The organism is Labilibaculum sp. DW002 (genome assembly GCF_029029525.1).
Classification (GTDB): domain Bacteria; phylum Bacteroidota; class Bacteroidia; order Bacteroidales; family Marinifilaceae; genus Paralabilibaculum; species Paralabilibaculum antarcticum.
Window position 1 is genome coordinate 2,760,079 of record NZ_JAKJSC010000001.1, and the last position, 22,565, is coordinate 2,782,643.

General features: G+C 35.6%; 17 protein-coding genes. 5 read left to right on the top strand and 12 right to left on the bottom strand.

Translation table 11 applies throughout. The features are described 5' to 3' along the window. Positions 1 to 31 precede the first annotated feature (31 nt). From L3049_RS10925 to L3049_RS10965, 9 genes are all read right to left on the bottom strand, one after another. Positions 32 to 997, bottom strand: coding sequence for a glycoside hydrolase family 43 protein (locus L3049_RS10925; RefSeq protein ID WP_275109843.1), 966 nt, complete (start codon positions 995 to 997; stop codon positions 32 to 34). 219 nt (positions 998 to 1,216) lie between these two features. Further along, on the bottom strand, positions 1,217 to 2,356 hold the full coding sequence (locus L3049_RS10930) for an endo-1,4-beta-xylanase (protein ID WP_275109844.1): 1,140 nt from the start codon (positions 2,354 to 2,356) through the stop codon (positions 1,217 to 1,219). A 19-nt stretch (positions 2,357 to 2,375) separates the two neighbouring features. Further along, positions 2,376 to 3,842, bottom strand: a complete 1,467-nt coding sequence (locus L3049_RS10935) for an MFS transporter (protein WP_275109845.1) — start codon at positions 3,840 to 3,842, stop codon at positions 2,376 to 2,378. Between the two features lie 168 nt (positions 3,843 to 4,010). Further along, positions 4,011 to 6,647 (bottom strand): glycoside hydrolase family 3 protein, encoded by a 2,637-nt coding sequence (locus L3049_RS10940; RefSeq protein ID WP_275109846.1) that lies wholly within the window; start codon positions 6,645 to 6,647, stop codon positions 4,011 to 4,013. Between the two features lie 22 nt (positions 6,648 to 6,669). Continuing rightward, positions 6,670 to 8,025 carry an endo-1,4-beta-xylanase gene (locus L3049_RS10945; protein ID WP_275109847.1) on the bottom strand — a complete coding sequence of 452 codons (1,356 nt, stop codon included), beginning with the start codon at positions 8,023 to 8,025 and terminating at the stop codon, positions 6,670 to 6,672. A 107-nt stretch (positions 8,026 to 8,132) separates the two neighbouring features. Beyond that, a complete protein-coding gene (locus L3049_RS10950; RefSeq protein WP_275109848.1) occupies positions 8,133 to 9,287 on the bottom strand; it encodes an IPT/TIG domain-containing protein in 1,155 nt (384 codons plus the stop codon). 12 nt (positions 9,288 to 9,299) lie between these two features. Continuing rightward, on the bottom strand, positions 9,300 to 10,826 hold the full coding sequence (locus L3049_RS10955) for a RagB/SusD family nutrient uptake outer membrane protein (RefSeq protein ID WP_275109849.1): 1,527 nt from the start codon (positions 10,824 to 10,826) through the stop codon (positions 9,300 to 9,302). A 31-nt stretch (positions 10,827 to 10,857) separates the two neighbouring features. Next, a complete protein-coding gene (locus L3049_RS10960; RefSeq protein WP_275109850.1) occupies positions 10,858 to 13,974 on the bottom strand; it encodes a SusC/RagA family TonB-linked outer membrane protein in 3,117 nt (1,038 codons plus the stop codon). Between the two features lie 158 nt (positions 13,975 to 14,132). After that, on the bottom strand, positions 14,133 to 14,261 hold the full coding sequence (locus tag L3049_RS10965; protein WP_275109851.1) for a hypothetical protein: 129 nt from the start codon (positions 14,259 to 14,261) through the stop codon (positions 14,133 to 14,135). 314 nt (positions 14,262 to 14,575) lie between these two features. Between L3049_RS10965 and L3049_RS10970 the strand changes: the two genes are divergently transcribed. Together L3049_RS10970 and L3049_RS10975 are read left to right on the top strand one after the other, a co-directional pair. Next, positions 14,576 to 16,054 (top strand): PAS domain-containing sensor histidine kinase, encoded by a 1,479-nt coding sequence (locus L3049_RS10970; protein WP_275109852.1) that lies wholly within the window; start codon positions 14,576 to 14,578, stop codon positions 16,052 to 16,054. After that, on the top strand, positions 16,041 to 16,484 hold the full coding sequence (locus L3049_RS10975; protein WP_275109853.1) for a response regulator: 444 nt from the start codon (positions 16,041 to 16,043) through the stop codon (positions 16,482 to 16,484). Before L3049_RS10970 ends, L3049_RS10975 begins: the two co-directional genes overlap by 14 nt. A 142-nt stretch (positions 16,485 to 16,626) precedes the next feature. On the opposite strand, the gene L3049_RS10980 is transcribed toward L3049_RS10975, so the two are convergent. The 3 genes from L3049_RS10980 to L3049_RS10990 form a co-directional block, all read right to left on the bottom strand. Further along, positions 16,627 to 16,776, bottom strand: coding sequence for a hypothetical protein (locus tag L3049_RS10980; protein ID WP_275109854.1), 150 nt, complete (start codon positions 16,774 to 16,776; stop codon positions 16,627 to 16,629). A gap of 158 nt (positions 16,777 to 16,934) precedes the next feature. After that, on the bottom strand, positions 16,935 to 17,459 hold the full coding sequence (locus L3049_RS10985; RefSeq protein ID WP_275109855.1) for a hypothetical protein: 525 nt from the start codon (positions 17,457 to 17,459) through the stop codon (positions 16,935 to 16,937). Between the two features lie 51 nt (positions 17,460 to 17,510). Continuing rightward, positions 17,511 to 18,857, bottom strand: a complete 1,347-nt coding sequence (locus tag L3049_RS10990; protein ID WP_275109856.1) for a deoxyguanosinetriphosphate triphosphohydrolase — start codon at positions 18,855 to 18,857, stop codon at positions 17,511 to 17,513. Positions 18,858 to 19,270: 413 nt separating this feature from the next. On the opposite strand from L3049_RS10990, the gene L3049_RS10995 reads away from it, so the two are divergent. The 3 genes from L3049_RS10995 to L3049_RS11005 are packed head-to-tail and all read left to right on the top strand — an operon-like array spanning position 19,271 to position 22,553. After that, positions 19,271 to 19,987, top strand: a complete 717-nt coding sequence (locus L3049_RS10995; RefSeq protein ID WP_275109857.1) for an ABC transporter ATP-binding protein — start codon at positions 19,271 to 19,273, stop codon at positions 19,985 to 19,987. A gap of 36 nt (positions 19,988 to 20,023) precedes the next feature. Next, the gene (locus L3049_RS11000; RefSeq protein WP_275109858.1) at positions 20,024 to 21,277 is read left to right on the top strand and encodes an ABC transporter permease; all 1,254 of its coding nucleotides are present in this window, start codon (positions 20,024 to 20,026) and stop codon (positions 21,275 to 21,277) included. Then, a complete protein-coding gene (locus tag L3049_RS11005; RefSeq protein ID WP_275109859.1) occupies positions 21,270 to 22,553 on the top strand; it encodes an ABC transporter permease in 1,284 nt (427 codons plus the stop codon). Before L3049_RS11000 ends, L3049_RS11005 begins: the two co-directional genes overlap by 8 nt. Positions 22,554 to 22,565: the final 12 nt, after the last annotated feature.

Genomic DNA, 22,565 nt, shown 5'->3' on the forward strand with positions numbered 1-22,565 from the left:
CACTAACCTTTTTATGAAAAAATAAAGCTCGTTAAGCCATTCCATCTAATGGTTTAATAGTACCATCTTCGTTGTATTCCAATTCAACAACTTTCATGCTTCGCAACCAAGTCTTGCCCCCAGACGGTTTGCAATCATGGTAAAAAAGATACCATTTGCCCTTAAACTCACAAATAGAATGATGAGTAGTCCAGCCAACGACTGGTGATAAAATCTCACCCATATATTTAAATGGTCCATATGGGTTATCTCCGATGGCATAACACAACAAGTGTGTGTTACCAGTGGAATATGAGAAATAATATTTTCCGTTGTGTTTATGCATTTTTGCGGCCTCGAAAAATCGACGGTCGTGGTCTCCCGATTTCAACGGATTTCCATCCTCATCTAAAATTACAACGTCTTTTGGCTCTTCAGCAAACTCCAACATATCATCAGACATTCTTACCACCTTAGCACACAATGCCGCTTCTTCGTCGGCAGGTTCTGCACCAACTTCAATGGCTTTGTTATCGCGGTAACGCTGTAACTGTCCGCCCCAAATACCACCGAAATACATGTAATGCTCGCCCTCTTCCTCAAACATTCCAGGATCGATGCTATAACTTCCCATAATTGGGTTTTTCTCTGCAATAAATGGTCCTTCAGGTTTATCGCTTACAGCTGCACCAATTCTGAAAATATCATTTTTATCCTTCAATGGAAAATAGAAATAGTACTTCCCATCCTTTGCTGCTGCAGCCGGCGCCCACATTTGCCTTCCCGACCAAGGCACATCGTCCACGTCTAAAATTACACCATGATCTGTTACTTTTCCATCAATCTCCTCCATCGAATAAACATGATAATCTCTCATCGCAAAATGATCGCCATTATCATTCTCTGGCATACCTGTTTCAATATCGTGAGATGGATAGATGTACAACTTTCCATTAAATACATGTGCTGCTGGATCGGCAGTATACAAATCTTCTACTAAGTACTTTGGTGTTTTCATATGATAATAATTTGACTTTTAGTTGCCATATGGAACTCCAAAATCACACTCATTCTCTTGTGTGTAATACTTTTACATGGTCGTTTCATATTGATATAATTACATTCTCTTAATACGGTCTTATTAGAAAAACCAATCGCGGCTTAAGCCAGCCAAACCTTGTTAAGCACGCAATTGGTTTCCAAACTCTGACTTATAATCCCAATTAAGTGAATTATGCTATAATTCTTTTCTTAAATTAATAATTGCATGAACAGCTGATTTCTCTTTGCAATTTCTATCGAAAGGCAATGGATAATCTGTTCTTCCGGCTACCGGCCAATAATTACGCCATGTTTGTCCATCGTGCACACCCCAAAACGTAACACGACTAATTTTATCTTGATGCTTGTTGAATAAGGTGAAAAACTCAACATATCGATCATGTAACTTTACTTCCAATGAATCGGGAAGTGCATTTACATATGGATTTAACTCTGGTTTAAATTCATAACTCTTCGCCACATCTGCTCCAACATTTAAATCAGGCATGGGCAAAACAGAAATATCCAATTCTGTTACCATTACCTTCACACCCAAACTGGCAAAATCTTCGATGCTTTTTTCAAATTCATTCATATCTGGAACCGTAATCGAGCTGTGTGCTTGTAACCCAATTCCATCTATCTGCACACCTTCTTTTTGAATGTTTTTTACCATTCGAATAACACCATCGCGTTTTTCTGGTATCGACATTGAATAATCATTGTAATACAATTCAGCTTCCGGATCGGCTTCGTTTGCAAATTGAAAAGCCAACTTTACGAAATCTTCTCCAATAATCTGCACCAATTTGCTATCGCGGAAAGATCCATCTTCCATGATGGTTTCGTTTACAACATCCCAACCATTAACACGACCTTTGTAACGGCCTACAACTGTTGATATGTGTGTTCTCATGCGCTCAATCATCACCTCACGACTAACATCATTTCCTTGCTCATCGGTGAAAAACCATGCAGGAGCTTGCGAATGCCATATTAATGTGTGACCAATGATAAACATGTTATTCTTTTCTCCTAATTCGACAAACTTGTCGGCTAAAGAAAAATCGAACTTGCCTTCCTCTGGTTGCAACACTTCACTTTTCATGCAATTCTCTGCAACAACAGAGTTAAAATGTTTATTTACAACAGCTATTGCCAAGCTATCTTCTTCTAATATTTGTGGTGTATTTAATGCAGTACCAATAAAGTAAGCTTCCTTTATCGCATCCTTCATTCCCTTTTCGGATGAACATTCGTTTCCTGAGCAAGCGCTCATGATTACAGCTGTTGCGCTAATCAATAAGAGTCCTTTGGTATAATTTCTTAGTTTCATTTTTTGTCTATTTAAAGGGTTATGCATTTTGTCTGCGAAGAATCAATTCCTTTTCAATGGTAATTTCTTGTTCTTTATTGATACCATAAAAGAAAAGACAGGCTACACTAATACAAAAAGTAAGGGTTGGCAATACACTCATTGCTAATTTTATTCCGCCAATTGTTTCTGCGGATTGAATCAATAATTGCTCGTTGTATCCATACATGGCCAATATTCCTGCTACCAAAGCTCCTCCAATACTTAATCCGGCTTTTAGTCCAAAAATCATTGCTGAGAAGATAATTGCCGTAGCTCGTCGGTTGTTTTTCCATTCCGAATAATCGGCTACATCAGCAATCATCGCCCAAAGAAGTGGCGTTGATATACCATAAAATAAACCATGCACCATTTGACTTATAAATACCAATGCGATGGATTGTGGTGAATAGAAATAAAAGGCTAACAAGCACAATGCAGATAGGAATAAACTTGTTCCAAAAGCGTCACGTTTTCCAAATTTATCGGCAAAGAATTTCGAAAATCCAATCCCAATAATCATGAAAATGATACCTGCTGCATTAAACAGACTAAAACCAGAAGTAGAAACATCTTCGGGCCAGTGAAAACCAACTAAACCCATATTGGTTAGCAAGTTATTTAAGCCATCAATAAAATTGTTAAAGCCAATATTATTTAAGAAAGAAGCTAGCGCTTGTTCGTCCAGATAATTTTCGAAATAGTAGACATACATGCCACCTTTTAAGGATAAAGTGATAAAAATAAAGATGGTTAAAACCAACATTGCAATCCAAGGTCTGTTTTTAAACAAATCGGTAAAGTCTTGTTTCACACTTGTATTTTGCTCCGAACTAGGTATTATTCTTTCTTTGGTAGTTAGAAAAGTGATTATAAGAAACACAACTCCTACAACAGCAAAAATTCCAATTGTATTTTCAAAACCAACTGTTTTATCGCCATCGCCAAGAATTAAAACCAATGGCAAAAGCAAGGCCTGTACAATAAATTGAGCAATCATAACTGCCACAAAACGATAAGACGAAATGCTATTCCGCTCTTTCATATCACCTGTAATTACACCGCTTAAAGCAGAATAAGGCAAGTTGTTTGCTGAATATACCAAGACCAATAAAATGTAAGTAACCAAAGCATAAACGACTTTACCTGATGATCCAAAATCTGGTGTACTAAAAGCTAGCATAGCCATTCCTCCAAAGGGTACAGCAGTCCATAAAATCCAAGGACGAAACTTTCCCCATTTGGTCTTGGTTCTATCGGCAATTACACCCATAATTGGATTGAAAAATGCACCGATCATTCCACCTGAAAATATGATTGCAGAGGCTGTAGCTGGCGGAATTTTATACACATCGGTATAAAAGAATGCCAAGAAAGTCATTAGGGTTTGAAAAATAAGGTTTGCAGCCAGATCTCCCAAACTGTAACCTATTTTTTCCTTTATCGAAATTTTTGTGGACTCACTCATATTGTATTTTTATAAAACTATTTTATCACTGCACTTTTCCTACTCAAAACTCACTCTATCATTACTGATAACTCTTTACAACACTTAAAAAAAAAGCACAAAGCATTGGCTGTAACACTCAATTTGTGATGCTTGAATGTTATATCTCGACAGTATAATAGTTGCTTTTTATTTATCCATTACAAAGGCAGAGCCTTCAACAAGTATGGTTTTTGTTAGTACTTTTCTTTCGCGGATTCGTTTTGCTGTGGGTTGCGCTCCACCAACAGATATTTTTAATTCTCCAGCTAAAACCGTTTTCTTGAATTGCTCATCAACAATCATTAATTGATCTGGGTTAATTGTAAAATTGATTGTTTTGCATTCGCCAGCTTTGATCATCACTCTCTGAAATTCGACTAATGATTTATTAGGGTTAACTCCTCCAGCTTGCGGATTCGCAGCATAACATTGTATTACCTCTTCCCCATCAATCTTGCTGTTATTGGTAATATCTACCGATATTTCAACACAATCGCCAGGAGCAATATGATCTGGAGTTTTTAGCTTTGAATAGGTAAAATCAGAATAACTCAAACCAAAACCGAAATCGTACAAAGCTTCTCCTTCGAAATAACGATAGGTTTTGCCTCTCATATCGTAATTGCTGTAAGCAGGAATATCATCTACACTCTTGTAAAAAGTCAATGGCAAACGACCAGCTGGATTGTAATCGCCAAACAAAACATCAGCAATTGCAGTACCTCCTGCTTGTCCTGGATACCACGCCTCAACAATTGCCGGAATGTTTTCATTTTCCCAATTAATTGCCAATGCACTTCCGTTCAACAATACCAAAACCATTGGCTTGCCTAACTTTTTAATTTCTTTCATTAAAGCAGTTTGTGTTCTTGGCAATTTAATATCCAAACGATCGCCATGAGCAAAACCTTCTACTTTAACTTTCATTTCTTCGCCTTCGAGTAATGGGCTAATCCCCATGCAGAAAATAACTACCTCAGCTTCTTTTGCAATCGCAATTGCCTCTTCTGCTAAATTATCATTTGGCTTTTCCCACAATAGACGCATCATGGCATGCTCGGTGTTATCCTGAATGTATTCCAGTTTAATGGAGTAGGATTTGCCTGCTTCTAATTGCACATATTCATATTCCTTATGAGGATGATGAACTTCACTTCTATCAACAATAAGAGAATCTTCAATAAACAATTTCATTCCTAGAAATCCTTCACCTCCTAATGCGTAATCTCCCGATTCTTTAACCTTAATTACACCTGTCCAGCGAACCGAAAATTCATCGTAAGCAAGATCTTCGAATGGAGGTGTTGTTCCCCAAACAAAATCAACATTTGAATCAATTCTTGAATGAGTTGGCTCGCCTTTTAATTCTTTATTGTTAAAATATTCAGCAGCTAATCCATTTTTTGTACATGCCTTATCCGTAAAGAGAACAGAAGAAGGTATGGCTTCAAAAATTGGTAAACCTTCAGCCAACTTGCAACCCGCAGCATACTTTACTTCTGCATTTGGTAATTTTTGCTTGATACCATCCAAAGGCGTAACAGGAGCAGATGGATAACCATTGTAATTTCCCAATAACACTTCCAAATCGTTGGCATTGGAACCAATTACAGCAACTTTCTTAATTGCTTTATCGAGTGGAAGTAAATTATTCTTATTTTTTAGAAGAACCATCGACTTTCTTGCAGTTTGCAAAGCTAGTAAACGGTGCATTTCAGAATCGACAACATCGTAAGAAATCTTCTCGTATTTTACGGCTCCTTTGGGTGCAAACAAGCCTAACTTTAATCGCGCTAAAATTAATCTCTTCACCGATACATCTAATTCAGCCTCAGAAATCAAACCATTTTTAACTGCTTCAACTAAAGATGGGTATGAATCTCCACAATTTAGGTCTGTACCTGCTTTTACCGCCATAGCTGCAGCTTCTTGCTTAGAGGAAGTAACTTCATGCGCATTTGGCATGTAAAAATCATTAATTGCCCAACAATCCGACACAATATAACCTTTAAAGCCCCAATCTTCTCTTAGCAAATTACTAAGAGATTTATTTCCACAACATGGCAAGCCATTGTAACTATTGTAAGCACACATTACCGAATAAACACCAGCTTCTTTCACTACTTTTTCGAAATGCGGACTGTAAGTATTCAACATATCAAACTGACTTGGCGTTGCATTAAAGCTGTGTCTTTCTGATTCTGGTCCACTGTGTACTACAAAATGTTTTGCGGTTGCAATCAGCTTGTAATAAGTATCATCATCACCTTGGAGGCCTTTTATGAATTGAACTCCAAGCTCTCCTGTTAAGTATGGATCTTCACCATAGGTTTCCATTCCTCTTCCCCAACGTGGGTCTCTAAAGATGTTCACATTAGGCGTCCAGAAGCTTAGTCCCTGATAAATTCCACGTTTTCCCTTTGCAGCAAAATTGTGATGCTTCGCTCTGGCCTCATCAGAAATGGCATTGGCAACCTCGAACATCTGCTCGCGATCCCACATCGAAGCCATTCCAATTGCCTGAGGAAAAACAGTTGCCACTCCAGCACGCGCTACTCCATGAAGACATTCATTCCACCAATTGTGTTCAGGAATTGCCAAGCGATCGATGGCAGGCGATTCGTAACTCATCTGAGAAACTTTTTCGGCCAAAGTCATTTGTGAAACCAAATAATCAGCTCTTTGCTCAAATGAAAAGTTAGCATCCTCATGCTTTTGCAGACTATGCGAGCATGAAAACAAGCTGAATAAAAGAAATGCAGGTAATATTTTATTTAAAGTCATAATTATCGGTAGTAGTTGGTAGTTATTGCAAGCCTTCTAAAAATCCGTAGTAAGCATCTTTTTTGTTGTAATTTCCATCGAATAACAATGGCCAATCCATGTGTCCATAGAAATTCAACAACCAAGATTCTGAGTCTTTCAATCCCCAAACGGTTAAAGCATATTTATTCTCATTCGGAATACCATTGTACACTTCAACAACTTCTTTCACTTTCGCTTTCTGCGATAAAGATCTTTCTGATGATAAGCTTGTTAAATCCTTATTCGGATTCGCTCTCACATCCAATTCTGAGAAGTGAACTTTTAAACCTCTTTCCACAATTCGGTCGGTAGCTTTCTGAATATCGTCTTTCGAAGGATAATCATGAGAAATGTGCATTTGAAATCCGACTCCGTCAATTGGTATATCTCTTGCTATAAAATCATCAACCATTGTAAAAACAGCATCCTGTTTTGTTTGGTCGGTAATCATGTTGTAATCATTATAGAAAATCAACACATCAGGATCAGAAGCACGAACAAACTGATAACATTTAGCAATGTAATCGTCGCCCATTTTCTGACGATATATTGAATTTCTAAGGCTTCCTGAACCATCTTCCAATGCTTCATTCACCACATCCCAAGAAGTTATTTTTCCTTTGTATCGACTTACCACTGTAGTGATATAGTCTTCAATCATATCTTCAAATTCCTGATCCGTTCCAGCAAAACTCTTTACCCAATCTGGTGTTGAGTTATGCCAAATTAGCGAATGACCATGAACATTAATACCATTAGCAACGCCATAATCTACAATCGCATCAGCAGGTCCAAAATTGTAATTCCCCTGAGATGGATACATCACATCCATTTTCATTTCCCACTCAGCTGTGATACTGCTAAATTCTTTTGTGTAATTTTCATCGTATTGTCCTGTTAGTTTTCCCGATTGAACTGCAACGCCTACAAGGAATGTATCGGCAGCTTTTTTTAAGGTTTGATTTGGGTCTGGAACAAATGTCGTTGTTACTTCTACAGTATTTGAGTAATTGGAAATCACCGTTTCCTTTACCGCTTTTACACGATAATAATAGACTGTATTACTCTCTAATCCTGTTATTTCCTCATTTAAAGAGGTTGTTGACTTTGCATTATAACCTGCTAAAAAAGTTGCAAAAGAAGCATCGGAAGACACATCTAACAGATAACTTTGAGCACGATATAATCTTGACCAGCTTGCCTTGAAGCTTGAAGAGGTAATTTCGCTAGCCTGATTAGCAATAGGATCTCCCAATTCAATTTCTGGTTCTGAATCGCCACCACCACTTGAGCAGCTAGTGATGAAAACCAACATGCCTAGTAAAATTGATAAGTATCTAAATCTGAAATCGTTCATCTTGTTTTGCAATTACTATTGGTTGTAAAAAGCCATTATATAAACAGCTGGAAATAATAAAATTTTCAGGCTTGCAACCCATGATGCAAGCCTGAAAAAAACTAATCTTAATAGAATCCGTGAAAACGAATGTTATCGAACTGTACAGTTGAAGGGTTTGCTCCCCACTCTGCTATTGTAACTTTAACTTGATTAACCTGTGTTGGATCTACATCACCACTACTTTGGTTATCTGGATCATAACTTGCTCCAAATGCTGAAACTGGTGTCTCAATTGTATGCCATCCATCTTCAGTAAATTCGTGACGGAATGCCCAGTTGCCACCATCGCGGTCAACAATTAGAAATTCTGCTACTGTACCAATCGCACCATTACAGTTTACATCAATTAAATACATCACCTTTTCAGGATCTGATTCTACAACCATTGTTTCTAAAGCATCAGACTGACAACCATTGTATCCATTTGAAGTATCGCCTAACCATTTAAATTCAGCAAAAGTTCCAGTAGGACCGCCAATGATATATTCTAAAGAACCTGCATCACCATAAAAAACCCAATTATTTAATGGGCGTAATCCGCCGCCATCAAAATCAGCAACCAAATAAAGGTTGTATCCTATGTCAACATCAAGAAATGCAGATGCTTCACCAGCTGGAGTAACAACAGTTACATCAGCTCCGAGTGTTGTTCCATCAGGAACTACCATTGAAATCTCAGTTGAAGAAACCATTGTATATTCTACAGGTGCTCCTCCAAAAGTTACAGAAACAACATTCTGAAACCATTCTCCTGCAATGCTAACTGTTTCGTTTGCTTTAGGACGTTCTGGAGTAAATACCCCAATTGTTGGTTCTGGTTGAATAATTGTAAAATCATGTGTTAATACTGCACCATCTTTATTGGTAATGGTTACCACTTGAGCTCCAAATTCTGATCCTTTTGTTTCATCGAAAGGAACCTTAAACATGATTGCTAAATCTGAATTCAAAACAGGGTTGAATACTACATCAACAATACTTTCTTCTGGCGCACTAACTGCCTTGAAGGTTACTGTTTTAATATTCTGAAGATCGTTTCCTTCAGCAATGATCAAATCGTTTGGTAATCCCGAATTTATATTTAAATCGGTATCTTCCGAAACCATCACATCAACAACAGGACTTAGGCTTGAGTCATCATCACATGAATAACTCATGACACTTACCATTAGCACGACTACCGCGCTAATGATTTTGTTCATTTTATATTTAAATTTCATAATTAGAGACTTTTAGTTGTTAAAATCAAAAGGAACTGGCTCTTCTAACAATAGTGGATTCAAATCCGCTTCAGAACCTGGAATAGGCAATAAGAAATCACCTGCAGAAGGAGTAACTTTTCGAGTAGTGATGTTATTGTAATCTCCATCATTGTAATCTCCTCTTTCCTGATTTGAAAGAATAGCTATGGCTTTTGTTCTATCCATACGAGCTAAATCGTACCAATACTTGCCTTCAACAGCTAATTCCATTCTTCTTTCCTGAAGAATATCATCGAATGTTAAAGAAGCCTTATCTGCTAAACCTGCTCTTTTTCTAACTGCGTTAAATGATTCCAAAGCTTTTGAATCAGTAGTTGAAGCACTACTTCCTAGAATCGCTTCGGCATGAATTAACAATACTTCTGCATATCTAATGATGTGTGTATTCAAATTTGTTGACATGAAACCAACATCTGACCACTCATCTTTTGAGCCAACAACATATTTTCTCCAGCCTGCAATTGTACTTGTCATTCCAGCAGAAGGAACAGTATAACCACCTTCAGCAGTTACTAAATCAGGATAGAAATCACCTGGCTCCATAATCGTTTCGTGTCTTCTCAAGTCACCAGCTTCGTATGCCTTTTGAAAATCAATACTTGGTTGAAAAGTTCCCCAACCGTCACCAGCATTGGTTAATTTTGGCGAAGCTGCTAAGTATGCTTGACTTACATTTTGATATCCCCAACCTTGGTTAGCAACCCATTGTAAAGCAAAAATAGACTCACGGCTATTGTTGTTACGAGGATGAAATACATCACCGTAATTATCTAACAAACCATGCACTCCTGAATTGATTACCAATTCTGCCTTTGCCTTTGCATTAGTATAATCTTTTTGAGTAAGATATACCTTAGCCATCATCGCATTACATGCCGATTGAATAACCCTACCAGCTTCATTGTCTGACCTTTGAGCAGGAACTCTAGTTACTGCATTGTTGTAATCGTTCAAGATAAAAGTATACACATCCTCAACTGTATTTCTGTACACATCTGTTTCGGCATTGTATTGACTCATATCGTGAATAATTGGCACAGCACCCCAAGTTCTTACCAAGTAAAAATAGGCTGTTGCTCTCATAAAGTAAGCTTCACCACGAACGGCTTCAATTACTTCTTCATCAACATCACCAGCAACTTTTGTATCTAAATTGTAAAGCAATGTATTTGCAGTTGCAACAACATTGTATAAAGCATCCCATCCTTCGGTTGCAAATTGATTTCCCTGATTTACAGAGAATAAAGTAAACTGAGCAATATCAGAATAAGTTCCTGTTGAATTACCGCTGTAATTATCCCCAACGCAAATCAGGAATTTCTCGTTAAAGTAGAACCAAGGATATCCGTATAATGGAGCTCCAGCACTCATTACCTGTTCATTGGTGTTATAATAATTATCAACTACCAATGAATCTTCAGGTGCATTGTCCAGAAAGCTTTCTGAACATGACGCCGAAAGGAAAAGGAGAAATAATATGATTATTTTATTTTTCATGATTGTAATTTTTTGACGTAAACAAGTAGATTTAGAATTCAACATTAACACCCATCATAAATGTACGTGGTACAGGATAACGACCATTATCAACACCCATTAAAAGAGAATTCTGATTGTAAGCACCAATTTCAGGATCGTAACCAGAATACTTCGTAAATGTGTGTAAGTTCTGAACAGTAGCATAAACTCTTAACTTGCTGATGTAAGACAATCTTGCCAATTGCTTCTTGTTGAATGTATAAGCTAGTGTTACATTCTGAATTTTCAAGAATGAACCATCCTCAACAAAACGATCAGAAACTCTACTGTTGTTATTAGGATCACCAAATGCGAAACGAGGAATGTTAGTATCTTCATTTACTCCTGCAATAAAACGATTAGATACCGATTGAGCTTGATTACCTGTAACCTCTTTCATTCCTTCGGTTAACTTACGAGTCCAGTTGTAAATATCATTACCCTGAGATCCTTGTAATGTGAATGAAAAATCGAAATTTTTATACGACATTTCATTTGAAATACTGTAAGTAAAATCTGGGTGAGGATTACCAATGTAAGTACGATCGGCATCATCAATTTTACCATCTCCGTTGATATCTTTAAATTTGATATCTCCTACCCAAACACCATTTACTTCTCCAATATCTCCTTGAGATGGACTTGAATTTACATCAGCCTCATCTTTAAAAAGTCCTTCAACTTGATATCCGTAAAACTGCCCTACAGCTTCACCTTCAGCAGTTTTAGTCAACGTATTGTTAAATTCGAAAGTTTGAAATATTGCTCCTTCGTCACTATTCATGCTAATCAACTCATTTTTATACGTAGAGAAGACAAATGTTGATGACCAAGTAAAGTTAGGTTTCGTAATGTTTCTGGTTGTTAAAGAAATATCGATTCCTTTGTTTTCCATTTCTCCTAAATTCACCATTGGAGGTCTTAATCCCATATAAGAAGCTGAATTCATTGCTCCTAAATAACTTGGAAGCGGTTGAGGAAACAAGAAATCTTTCGAAGTCTTTTTGTATACATCAACATCCAGTTTGATTTTGTTATCCAAGAACCCAAGCTCTAAACCAATGTTAGTTGATCTTGTTGATTCCCATTTCACATCAGGATTTGCAATGTTAGCTTGTGAGAATCCAGTACCGTAAACAGTAGTGATACTTCTTAAACTTGCACCATAAGCATAGCCTCCAATATCCTGGTTTCCAACTTCACCGTAACCTGCGCGAAATTTTGCATAATTAACAACATCAACAAATTTCTCCATAAAAGGCTCCTTGGTAATTACCCAAGCACCTGAGAATGATGGAAAATAACCCCATTTGTTATTCTGTCCAAAATTCGATGATGCATCAGCACGAAGTGTTGCTGTCATTAAATATTTCCCTTTGAAACCATAGTTAAAACGACCAAAATAAGATTCGATACTATGAGTTCCCATTGAATTCCCATTGGTTGCGGTTAATGCATCCCCAGCATTCAATGCAGTAATATCATTGGTAAGAAATCCTGTTCTTGCACCACTTAGATTCTCATAAGTTGACTTTTGAGACTCATGACCAACCATTGCATTGAATGAATGATCACCAAAAGATTTTAAGTAGTTTAAATAGTTCTTCAATACCCAAAAGAAACTATCACTGCTAGATTTTGACGAAGTACTAATTTCATTCGTTTCTCTACCAATTTCATAGGTAGGATTAAATACGTTTGTCTTGTTTAAATTGAAGTCATAACCTATTTCATTTCTGAATGTTAGACCTTCAGCTAAAGTTAAATCAAGGAAAAAGTTTCCATTGATTTTATAACGCTCTAACTCACTATTTCTGATCGCTGACCATGCAACAGGATTTCGACCATTTCCAACACCAATTCCATCGGTTGGTCCACCCCAACTTCCGTCAGAATAGGTAACAGGAATGTTTGGAGATTGTCTTAGTGCTGAACTAATAACACCAGCTTCATCATCATTTAAAGTAATGTGTTCTTTTGAATTACTCATCGAAACATTGTTACCGACTTTAATCCAATCATTCACTTTATGATCCAAGTTCATACGCATTGAAAATCTGCGAAAATCTGAATTGATAACGATACCTTGCTGATCAAAATAACTTAAAGAAGTATAAAACTTAGTCTTGTCATTACCACCTGATACTGAAATTTGGTGATTTTGAATAGGAGCAGCTCGGAAAATTTCTTTTTGCCAATCGGTTCCTTCTCCTAATAACTCAGGATTTTGGAATTCGAAAGGAACATCTTTCCCTTGCGTTGTTAATACATCTGCATAGTATTCTCCATATTCTTTTAAGTTCATTACGTCGATATATTTACCAACTTGCTGAACCCCATAATAACCTTCGTACGATACTTTTGATTTTCCTTTCTTACCACTTTTAGTAGTAATCAGAACAACTCCATTTGCACCACGAGATCCATAAATGGCAGATGCAGAAGCATCTTTCAACACCTCAATCGATTCGATATCTGAAGGGTTAATACTTGAAAGAGCACTTACTTTAGTCTGACCATTACCTCCACCCAAAGCAGAGAATGTGAAAGAATCATTATTTGAATTTCCTTGCAAAGGCACACCATCAATAACGTACAATGGCTCATTATTTCCGGTTAGGGAAGTAATACCACGAACACGTAAAGAAACACCTCCACCTGGAGCACCTGAATTCTGAGTCACCGTAACACCAGCAACACGTCCTTGCAAAGCTTGGTCGATACCAGCAAATGGTTGATCTTCCATTGTTTCTCCTTTAACAGAAACAACAGATCCAGTTAAGTCACTTTTTTTCATAACACCGTAACCAACTGCTACTACTTCATTCAAGCCAATTGAAGATTCTGATAAATCAACATCAACAATAGCTTTAGTAGCTGCAATTTCTACTGTTTCGAAACCAATAAATGAAAAAACTAAAGTTCCATTATAAGCTACAGATAAATGATAGTTACCATCAATATCGGTAGTGGTACCATTCGTAGTTCCCTTTTCGATTACAGTAACACCCGGCAAAGCATCCCGAGTACCTTTTACAATTACCTTACCCGATACTACCTGCTGCTGTGAATAAGCCGACAGACTTAAAACAAGCATCAAGAGTAATAAATTAAGACTTCTTTTCATTGTTTAGTAATTAGATTAGAATAGGAATATTGAAATTCATTCAATATCAGTTAGCGAGAATAGAAGAACAACCTTAAATTTTTCATTATTGATCTTTTAAAACAATAATTCAAACCTTTGCGCTAGCTCCAACTTTTCCTCGCTTGCAAGTTTACCATTTACACCTTCGATGAAAGTTTAAAATCTTCCAAAGAAGGTTTGATATCCTCCAATAAACTAGACATAAGCCACTTACAAGTACGTGTTTTACTTTTAATTAGCGTAAAAACAATTGATATTTTAGGCATTCATCTTCATTTTTTTTTAATATTCAAAAAAAAACTCTCCTAAAACCAATGTGTAATTATTTATATAGATACTCAAAACCATCCGATTTGTTTATCTCTTTTTGATTTATCAAATAAATATTCCTCTAAGAATATACAGTATAAAAACACACTAAACCTGATGAAGAAAATACATCCTTTGTGAAACAAAATAACAGTCTACACAAACAAATTTTATTCTGTCACTTATATTTCTTAATCAGAATTAAAATACTTAAATTGAATACATAATAAATTTATTCAATAGGTTCTGAATTGGTGTAAAAAAATAAAACATGACTAACTTCAAACAAAACGAACTTACATTTCAATTAATGGTTGAAGCATCACCAAATGCTTTAGTTCTCATTAATAATATGAGTAAAATTGCCTACTTAAATAGTTTTTCTGAAGAATTGTTTCAATACAAAAAACAAGAATTGATAGGTCAGGATTTATCAATTCTAATCCCAAATAAATTTAAAAAAGAACATCCAAACCTATTAAAAACCTATTTTAACAATCCATCTAGTAGACAAATGGGCGCTAATAGAGATCTTTATGCCTTAAGAAAAGATGGGTCTGAATTTCCCGTAGAAATTGGATTAAATCCAATTGTAACTGTTGATGGTTCTCTTGTTTTGGCTTCAATTATTGATATTACCACTCGCAAAAAAGCAAATGAACAATTTCGATTGGTAGTAGAATCAGCTCCAAATGCCATTATTTTAGTTGATAACTTGGGTGTTATAAATTTGATTAATAAACAAACAGAGGTTCTTTTTGGTTATACTAGAAAGGAATTAGTAGGAAAAAAAATGGAAGTATTACTCCCATCTCGCTATAAATCTAATCACCCAAACTTACGCAATCACTTTTTAGCTGCACCACAAACAAGGGCAATGGGAGCCGGTAGAGATCTTTTTGCAATTCGAAAAGATGGAAGTGAATTTCCTGTAGAAATTGGATTAAATCCTTTAGAAACAGTAAATGGAAACCAAGTATTGGCATCGATAATTGATATTTCAGAACGAAAAAAGATTGAAGAAGCCACAAAACTACAATCAAAAAAGATAGAAGCAAAAAATAAGGAATTAGAACAATTTACTTACATCGCTTCACACGATCTTCAAGAGCCTCTTAATACAATCATCAGTTTCATCGAAATCATAGAGAATCATCCAGATAGAGATTATAATGATTTAGAAAAGGACAGTTTTAAATTCATTAATCAAGCCTCTACTCGAATGAAAGAGTTGATTAAAGGACTTTTAGATTATAGTCGGTTGGGAAACAAAGCTGAAATGAAAAAGCTAAATTCCAAATCATTAGTTCAATCCGTTTGCCACGACCTTGATTACATCATTAAGAAAACAAATGCAAAAATTACAGTTGGTGATTTGCCATTCACTTTTGCCTACGAAACAGAATTACGATTGTTATTTCAAAATTTGATTAGTAATAGCATTAAATTTATGGACCCAGAAAAAACTCCAGAAATATCAATTACTGCAAGCCAAGACAAATGCCAAACCAGTTTTTCAGTTAAAGACAACGGAATTGGAATTGATCCAAAATACAATGAAAAAATATTTACCATATTCCAACGCCTTCATGGCCGTAACGAATATGAAGGAACAGGTATTGGACTTGCTCACTGCCGCAAAATAGTAGAACTTCACAATGGAAATATCTGGGTAGAATCAGAAGTTGGAAAAGGCAGTACCTTTTACTTTACCATAAACTCAAACATTAAAAATGATGAAAAAATATAACGGCCTAAATTGCATTCTACTTATTGATGATGAAGAGTCGAATAACTACTTGCATCAAATGATAATAAAACATGCTAAAATTGACACTTTCGTGCAGGTAACCTACGATGGTATAGAAGCATTAGAGTTTTTAACATGCTCTGGTAGGTATCAGGAGGCTAAAGAATATCCGCAACCCGGAATTATATTTCTAGATATTAACATGCCTAAAATGAACGGCTGGGAGTTTTTAGAGGAGTACGTTAAACTTCCTGAAGAACAAAAAGGAAAGATTGTAATGGCAATGCTCACCTCAAGTTTAAATCAAGATGACATTGATAAGTCTGAGGAAAATAATAATTTAAAAGGATTTATTAGTAAACCCCTAACATCAAAAAAATTAATGGATGTTGTGAATAACAATTTTCAAATCGTAAAAGAGAATAAGTAGCTTTTTCAATAAAGCACAAAAAAATCGGTATTAACCGATTATACAATAATCACTGGAGCATACAATTCCTAAATAAAACAAATGCAATCATAACTTAAGCAATTTGTTCTATTCTGTATTAGGATTAATTTACAATCCAATACTATCTTATCACCATATAATTCTTCTTATCGCGCAGGCGATTCCAATCTTTTGAATTCATAGATTGAATCATTTTTGTTGTTAAATCAACAACTACAAAATCCTCATCTATTGATGAAAACATCTCCTTAATCATTCTGAAAATTTTCATATCCCTAAATTATATTGTTATTTTACCTATATAAATTTAGCACGATTATTGGAAATATTCAAGGAGATTTAGCCGGACTTAATAATTACGTAATATGAGTTTTTAAACGCGTATTTTCAGTTCACATTTACGTAATATTAATTTATCAATTCACTTTTTTACTCTGTAAAGTCGATTGAGCTAAAAAATAAATTCTTCTTATCTATTAATAATTGTTTCATTCGAGAAGGTCCACCAATTGCAATTTGATAAATAAATTTTCCTCTAAAGAAGAATCGCTTAAAATAGGTGTATTCATGCTTTCCTACCATCTGAGTATACACAATTTCTTTGCCCAGCATTCTTTTAAAAGCAACTGAATTCTCCGAAATTAAGACTGTACTTCCCCTTACCAAACTTCCCTCCTTCATCTCTTTATAATATTCTGTTGGATCGGAATGCGTAAAATCCAAACCAACACCAGAGAAATTAGAAGCAACAACACCAAAAACAGTAACCGCATCTTTGTAACTAAATACCTCTACAGTAATACCATTCAATTCTTTTCTTTGAACAAAAGGCTTTTCGGGCATATCAAAACTAATATTCGACTCAACCGATTTAGATGTTAACCATTCAATTTGCGCCGAAGCAGAACTGATTAAAAATGCGAAAACAATAAGAAAAGAAAACAGGTACTTCATACAATCAATTATTAAATCTTATCAATGATAATTTCAGAAAACAATCACACCTTAATTAATGCCTGGAAGTTTAATGCCTTTGATAGTTCGGTATAAATCGAGAGCAAAAACATCAGTCATTCCCGAAACAAAATCGAGTATTGACATGATTTTGCCATAATCGGTATCGGATTCAATATCATACTGCTCTGGAATTAAGGACAAAAGATTTTTCGAGTAGAAATTATCAGGTTCTAATACCGCCGTTACAAATTCTTGCAACAGAGTACCTAAAATTTTATAACCAGCCAGTTCAATTTCAAGAACAGAACGGTGATTGTAGATTTTAGAAACAGCAATCTTAGTGCATGTTTTATAAGCCTGCAAAGCATCTTCATTAATTTCCTTAATCAAAGTAGATTTAAACTCACCACTCATGATAAGCTCATAGTTGTTCACAAATACCGCAACACATTCCGACACCAACTTACCAATAACACCGGCACGCATATATGCAATCTGCTCATTTATATCGGTTACCTCTTTACAGGTTTCATCAATTTTATCAAAAGTAGCTTTATCCTTTTCGGGATGATAAAAACTTAATAGCAGTTTTTTTGTTTCATCTGTGCTAAGGATTTTGAGTTTGTGAGCATCCTCAATATCCATTATCTGATAACAAATATCATCTGCTGCTTCTACCAAATAGACTAAGGGATGACGAGCAAAAATACCATCCGATAATTCAGGAATTCCCAATTCTTTTGCAATTTTCAAATAATCTTCTCTTTCAGCTTGAAAAAAACCATACTTTCTCTTACCAACAACTTCAATTTTATTACTTTCCCATGGGTATTTTATAATGGCTGCAATACTTGAATAGGTTAAAGCAAAACCACCTTTTCGTCTTCCGTTAAAGGCATGAGTTAATAGGCGGAAAGCGTTGGCATTACCTTCAAAATTGCAAAGATCAGCCCACTGTTCTCTTGTAAATTTACTTTCTAGTTTTTTCCCTTCGTCATGAGTAAAATAGTAAGAGAGAGCTTCTTCTCCGGAATGACCGAAAGGTGGGTTACCTAAATCGTGAGCCAAACAGGCACCAGCTACAATACTTCCAATTTCTTTAATGCTAGAAAGATCATCTGATAAATTTAGTTGTATTAACTTATCAGCAAGCGCATTACCCAAAGAGCGACCAACACTTGAAACTTCAAGACTATGCGTTAATCTATTGTGCACGAATATACTTCCTGGAAGAGGGAATACCTGTGTTTTATTTTGTAACCTTCTGAAAGGTGATGAGAATATTAAGCGATCGTAATCTCTTTGAAATTGCGATCTAATATCTATCTGTTGTACAGAAGAAAACTGGTCTTCTTGACCAAATCGTTTTGCCGATAATAAGCTATTCCACTCCATTTTTTTCATTTAAAAATCTAAAAATACATTAAATATTTTCTTTGATCACATGTGTTCGTATTTATTCACATATATTAATAAAATCAAGCATAGTTTAACTTATTTTTGATTAATATAGCGTACATTATCGTACAGTGCATGTAATATTTACGGACACAATGGAACTAACACTGAAATGCATTAATTATACTAAAGCCCTAATTATCAACCTAATTACATCTGTGGCATATCTATTGATTATACAATGAGAATTTGAGGTGATTTTTTTCTTAACTTATTTATCGATTACAATTTGACCTTATCAGTCATATTCACTGGTTTGTCGATAAAAAAATGCGTTTATCTAAATTTGTTTGCAATGTGAATGTTTAACAGTAATATTGTTTACAGATTTTCAAATACCACTAACTATTATGATTCGACTGACAAATATTCACAAGTCCTATATTACTGGGGCAAATAAGCTTCATGTACTTAAGGGAATTGATTTGCATATTAAAGAAGGCGAGTTGATTTCCATCATGGGATCTTCAGGTTCAGGTAAATCGACACTCCTAAACATATTAGGTCTCCTTGATAATCATGACGATGGTACTTATGTCTTGAACAATCAGGAAATAAAAGCCATGAGCGAAACTAAAGCAGCAAAGCTTAGAAATAATTTATTGGGTTTTGTATTTCAATCTTTTAACCTGATATCCTTTAAAAACGCCATGGAAAATGTGGCACTCCCATTATACTATCAGAAGGTAGCACGTAGAAAACGTAATAAGCTTGCCGTTGAATATCTCGATAAAATGGGATTGAAAGAGTGGGCTGAACATATGCCAAACGAATTATCGGGTGGTCAAAAACAAAGGGTAGCTATCTCGAGAGCAATGATAACTCAACCGAAGATTATTCTTGCTGATGAGCCTACTGGTGCCCTGGATTCTCAAACCTCACTTGAGGTAATGGATCTCTTAAGAGAAATTAACCGTAGCGGAATTACAGTAATTATTGTTACTCACGAATTGGATATTGCAGAAATGACAGATCGCATCATTAATCTCAAAGATGGTTTAATTGAATCGATTATTGAAAATAAAAAAATCAATAGTTCCGAGACAATTCAAAGTCACCAAGCATAAGGCAACCTAATCAAAAAAACGCTCTACAATTAAGCTATGTTTGATAGAGATAAATGGAACGAGATATTTAGTACCATTCGTAAAAATAAAACCCGAACCTTTCTTACTGGATTTTCGGTTGCAACTGGAATCTTTATGCTGATTTTTCTTTTGGGAGCAGGTAGAGGTTTGCGTAATGGGATGAAAGATGTTTTCGCTCAGGATGCTACAAACAGTATGCAGATATATGGTGGGCGAACTACCAAAGCATATAAAGGAACACCCGAAGGAAAAAGGATTCAGATGAAAAATGCGGATTTGCTGAGTCTAAAAAAATCCATAGAAAAGATGGATGCTATTTCTGCAATGAGTTATATCCCGGGAGCAGAGGTTATATCCTATAAAGATAATTTTGGAAACTTTAATGTTTCTCCAATTCACGATACCTATAAGGAAATTACAAATTTTGATATTCTAAAAGGGCGCTTTTTGAATAAAAAAGATATAAAAGACTATCGAAAAGTTGTAATTATTCAAGATGTTGTTAAAGAAGTTCTTTTCCCAAAAGAAACAGCAGTCAACAAGTTTATTACAATCAACAACATTAAATTTAAGGTAATTGGTGTTTTTCATCAATCTAGCTTTGATGATAACTCGAGAGAAATTTATATTCCGATTACGGTAGCTCAGAAGATTTTCAATAATAACGATCATGTTCGAAGAATTTCTTTTACTCTTAGTGATGTTTCTGTTGAAGAAAGTAAAAATGTAGTACAACAAGTCATCTACAAAATGGCTGACGAGCACGGATTTAGCAAAGAAGACAAAAGTGCCTTGTGGATACAAAATAACATTGAAAACTCTCAATCTTTTGCTGCCCTTTTTAGAGGTATTGAAAAGTTTGTTTGGATCATTGGGGTTTTTACAATTTTACTGGGTGTTATTGGAGTTTTCAATATTATGATGATAGTTGTGAAAGAAAGAACCAAAGAGATCGGTATTCGAAAAGCTATTGGAGCATCTCCAATTTCTGTTGTTTCGCTTGTTTTGATGGAGGCTATTTTTATTACAGCTGCTTCGGGCTATGTTGGTTTAATCGCCGGAGTCGGACTACTTGAGACGATTTCAAAATTTAATCTTATTGAAAAACTATATCCTCCGGCGGCAATTTATTTTTTAGATCCACAAGTTGATATGGGAATAGCTGTTGGTGCAACAATTGTTCTTGTAATAACAGGTGCTTTGGCAGGTTTTTTTCCTGCACGTAGAGCTGCCTCTATTCGGCCGATTGAAGCACTGAGGGATGAATAGTATTTTGACTAAAATAAACAATCAGATCATGTTCGATTTAGATAAATGGCAGGAAATTACTTCTGCCCTCAAAAAAAATAAATTAAGAACGGCTCTTACAGGCTCAGGGGTTATGTTTGGGATTTTAATTCTCGTGACACTGCTGGGAATTGGTAGAGGTTTTCAGAATAACATACAATCTTCTTTGGGGAATTTCGCAACCAATTCTACCGTATTTTGGGTGCAAAGAACAACCAAAGCATATAAAGGATTGCCTCGAAATCGATTTTATCAGTTTACAAATGAAGATTTAGCCGCAATTAAAAGATCAGTTCCTGAATTAAAAAATATAGCTCCAGAAATTAATGGATGGAGTGGCGGTGCTACTCACAATACTTTTAGAAACGACAAAAAAGGGAATTTTAAAATTAAGGGCTCTTCTCCTGAGATGAATAAAGTGATTCCTGTGGAAGTTCTTTCAGGGCGTTTTATTAATGAAAATGACTTGAAAGAAATGAGAAAGGTAATTACCATTGGACCTCGTGTCCAAGAATTAATGTTCGACGAAGATGAAGATCCAGTTGGTCAATACCTTAAAGTAAACGGAATTTATCTACTAGTTGTAGGAACGATTAAACCATTAAGTCAAAACATGGGTAATCGTGATGACATTATTCAAATGCCATATACAACACTTCAGCGCTTGTATAACAGAGGTGATAAATTCTATTCTTTTATTGCAACGGCCAAAGTTGGTGAATCGGTTGAGGAGCTTCAAAATAGTATATTTTCAATTCTAGCTCGACGTCACAGCATTCATCCTGATGACAAACAAGCAATTGGGAATTTTAACATTGCCAAATTATTCCAAAAAATATTCGGCCTTTTCAATAGTATTGGCTTCTTATTTTGGGTGATTGGCTTTGGAGTTTTAATTACTGGAATTATTGGTGTCAGTAATATTATGCATGTTGTCGTAAAGGAACGAACTCGTGAAATTGGCGTGAAGCGTGCTCTTGGAGCCAGACCTTGGGAAATTATCAGTCAGATTGTTACTGAGGCTGTTTTCCTGACTACCTTTTCAGGCTTTTGGGGCTTGGTTATTGGAGTTCTGATAGTTGAAGGAGCGGGTAAAATGGCTGGAGATACCAATCAAATGATTTTAAACCCATACGTCGATATAAAAGTAGCTTTTATCGCACTTGGAGTTTTGGTTGTGTTTGGCTGTTTTGCCGGACTGTTACCAGCACAAAAAGCTATGAGAATTAAACCCGTTGATGCTTTACGTTACGAATAAATTACACTTGAT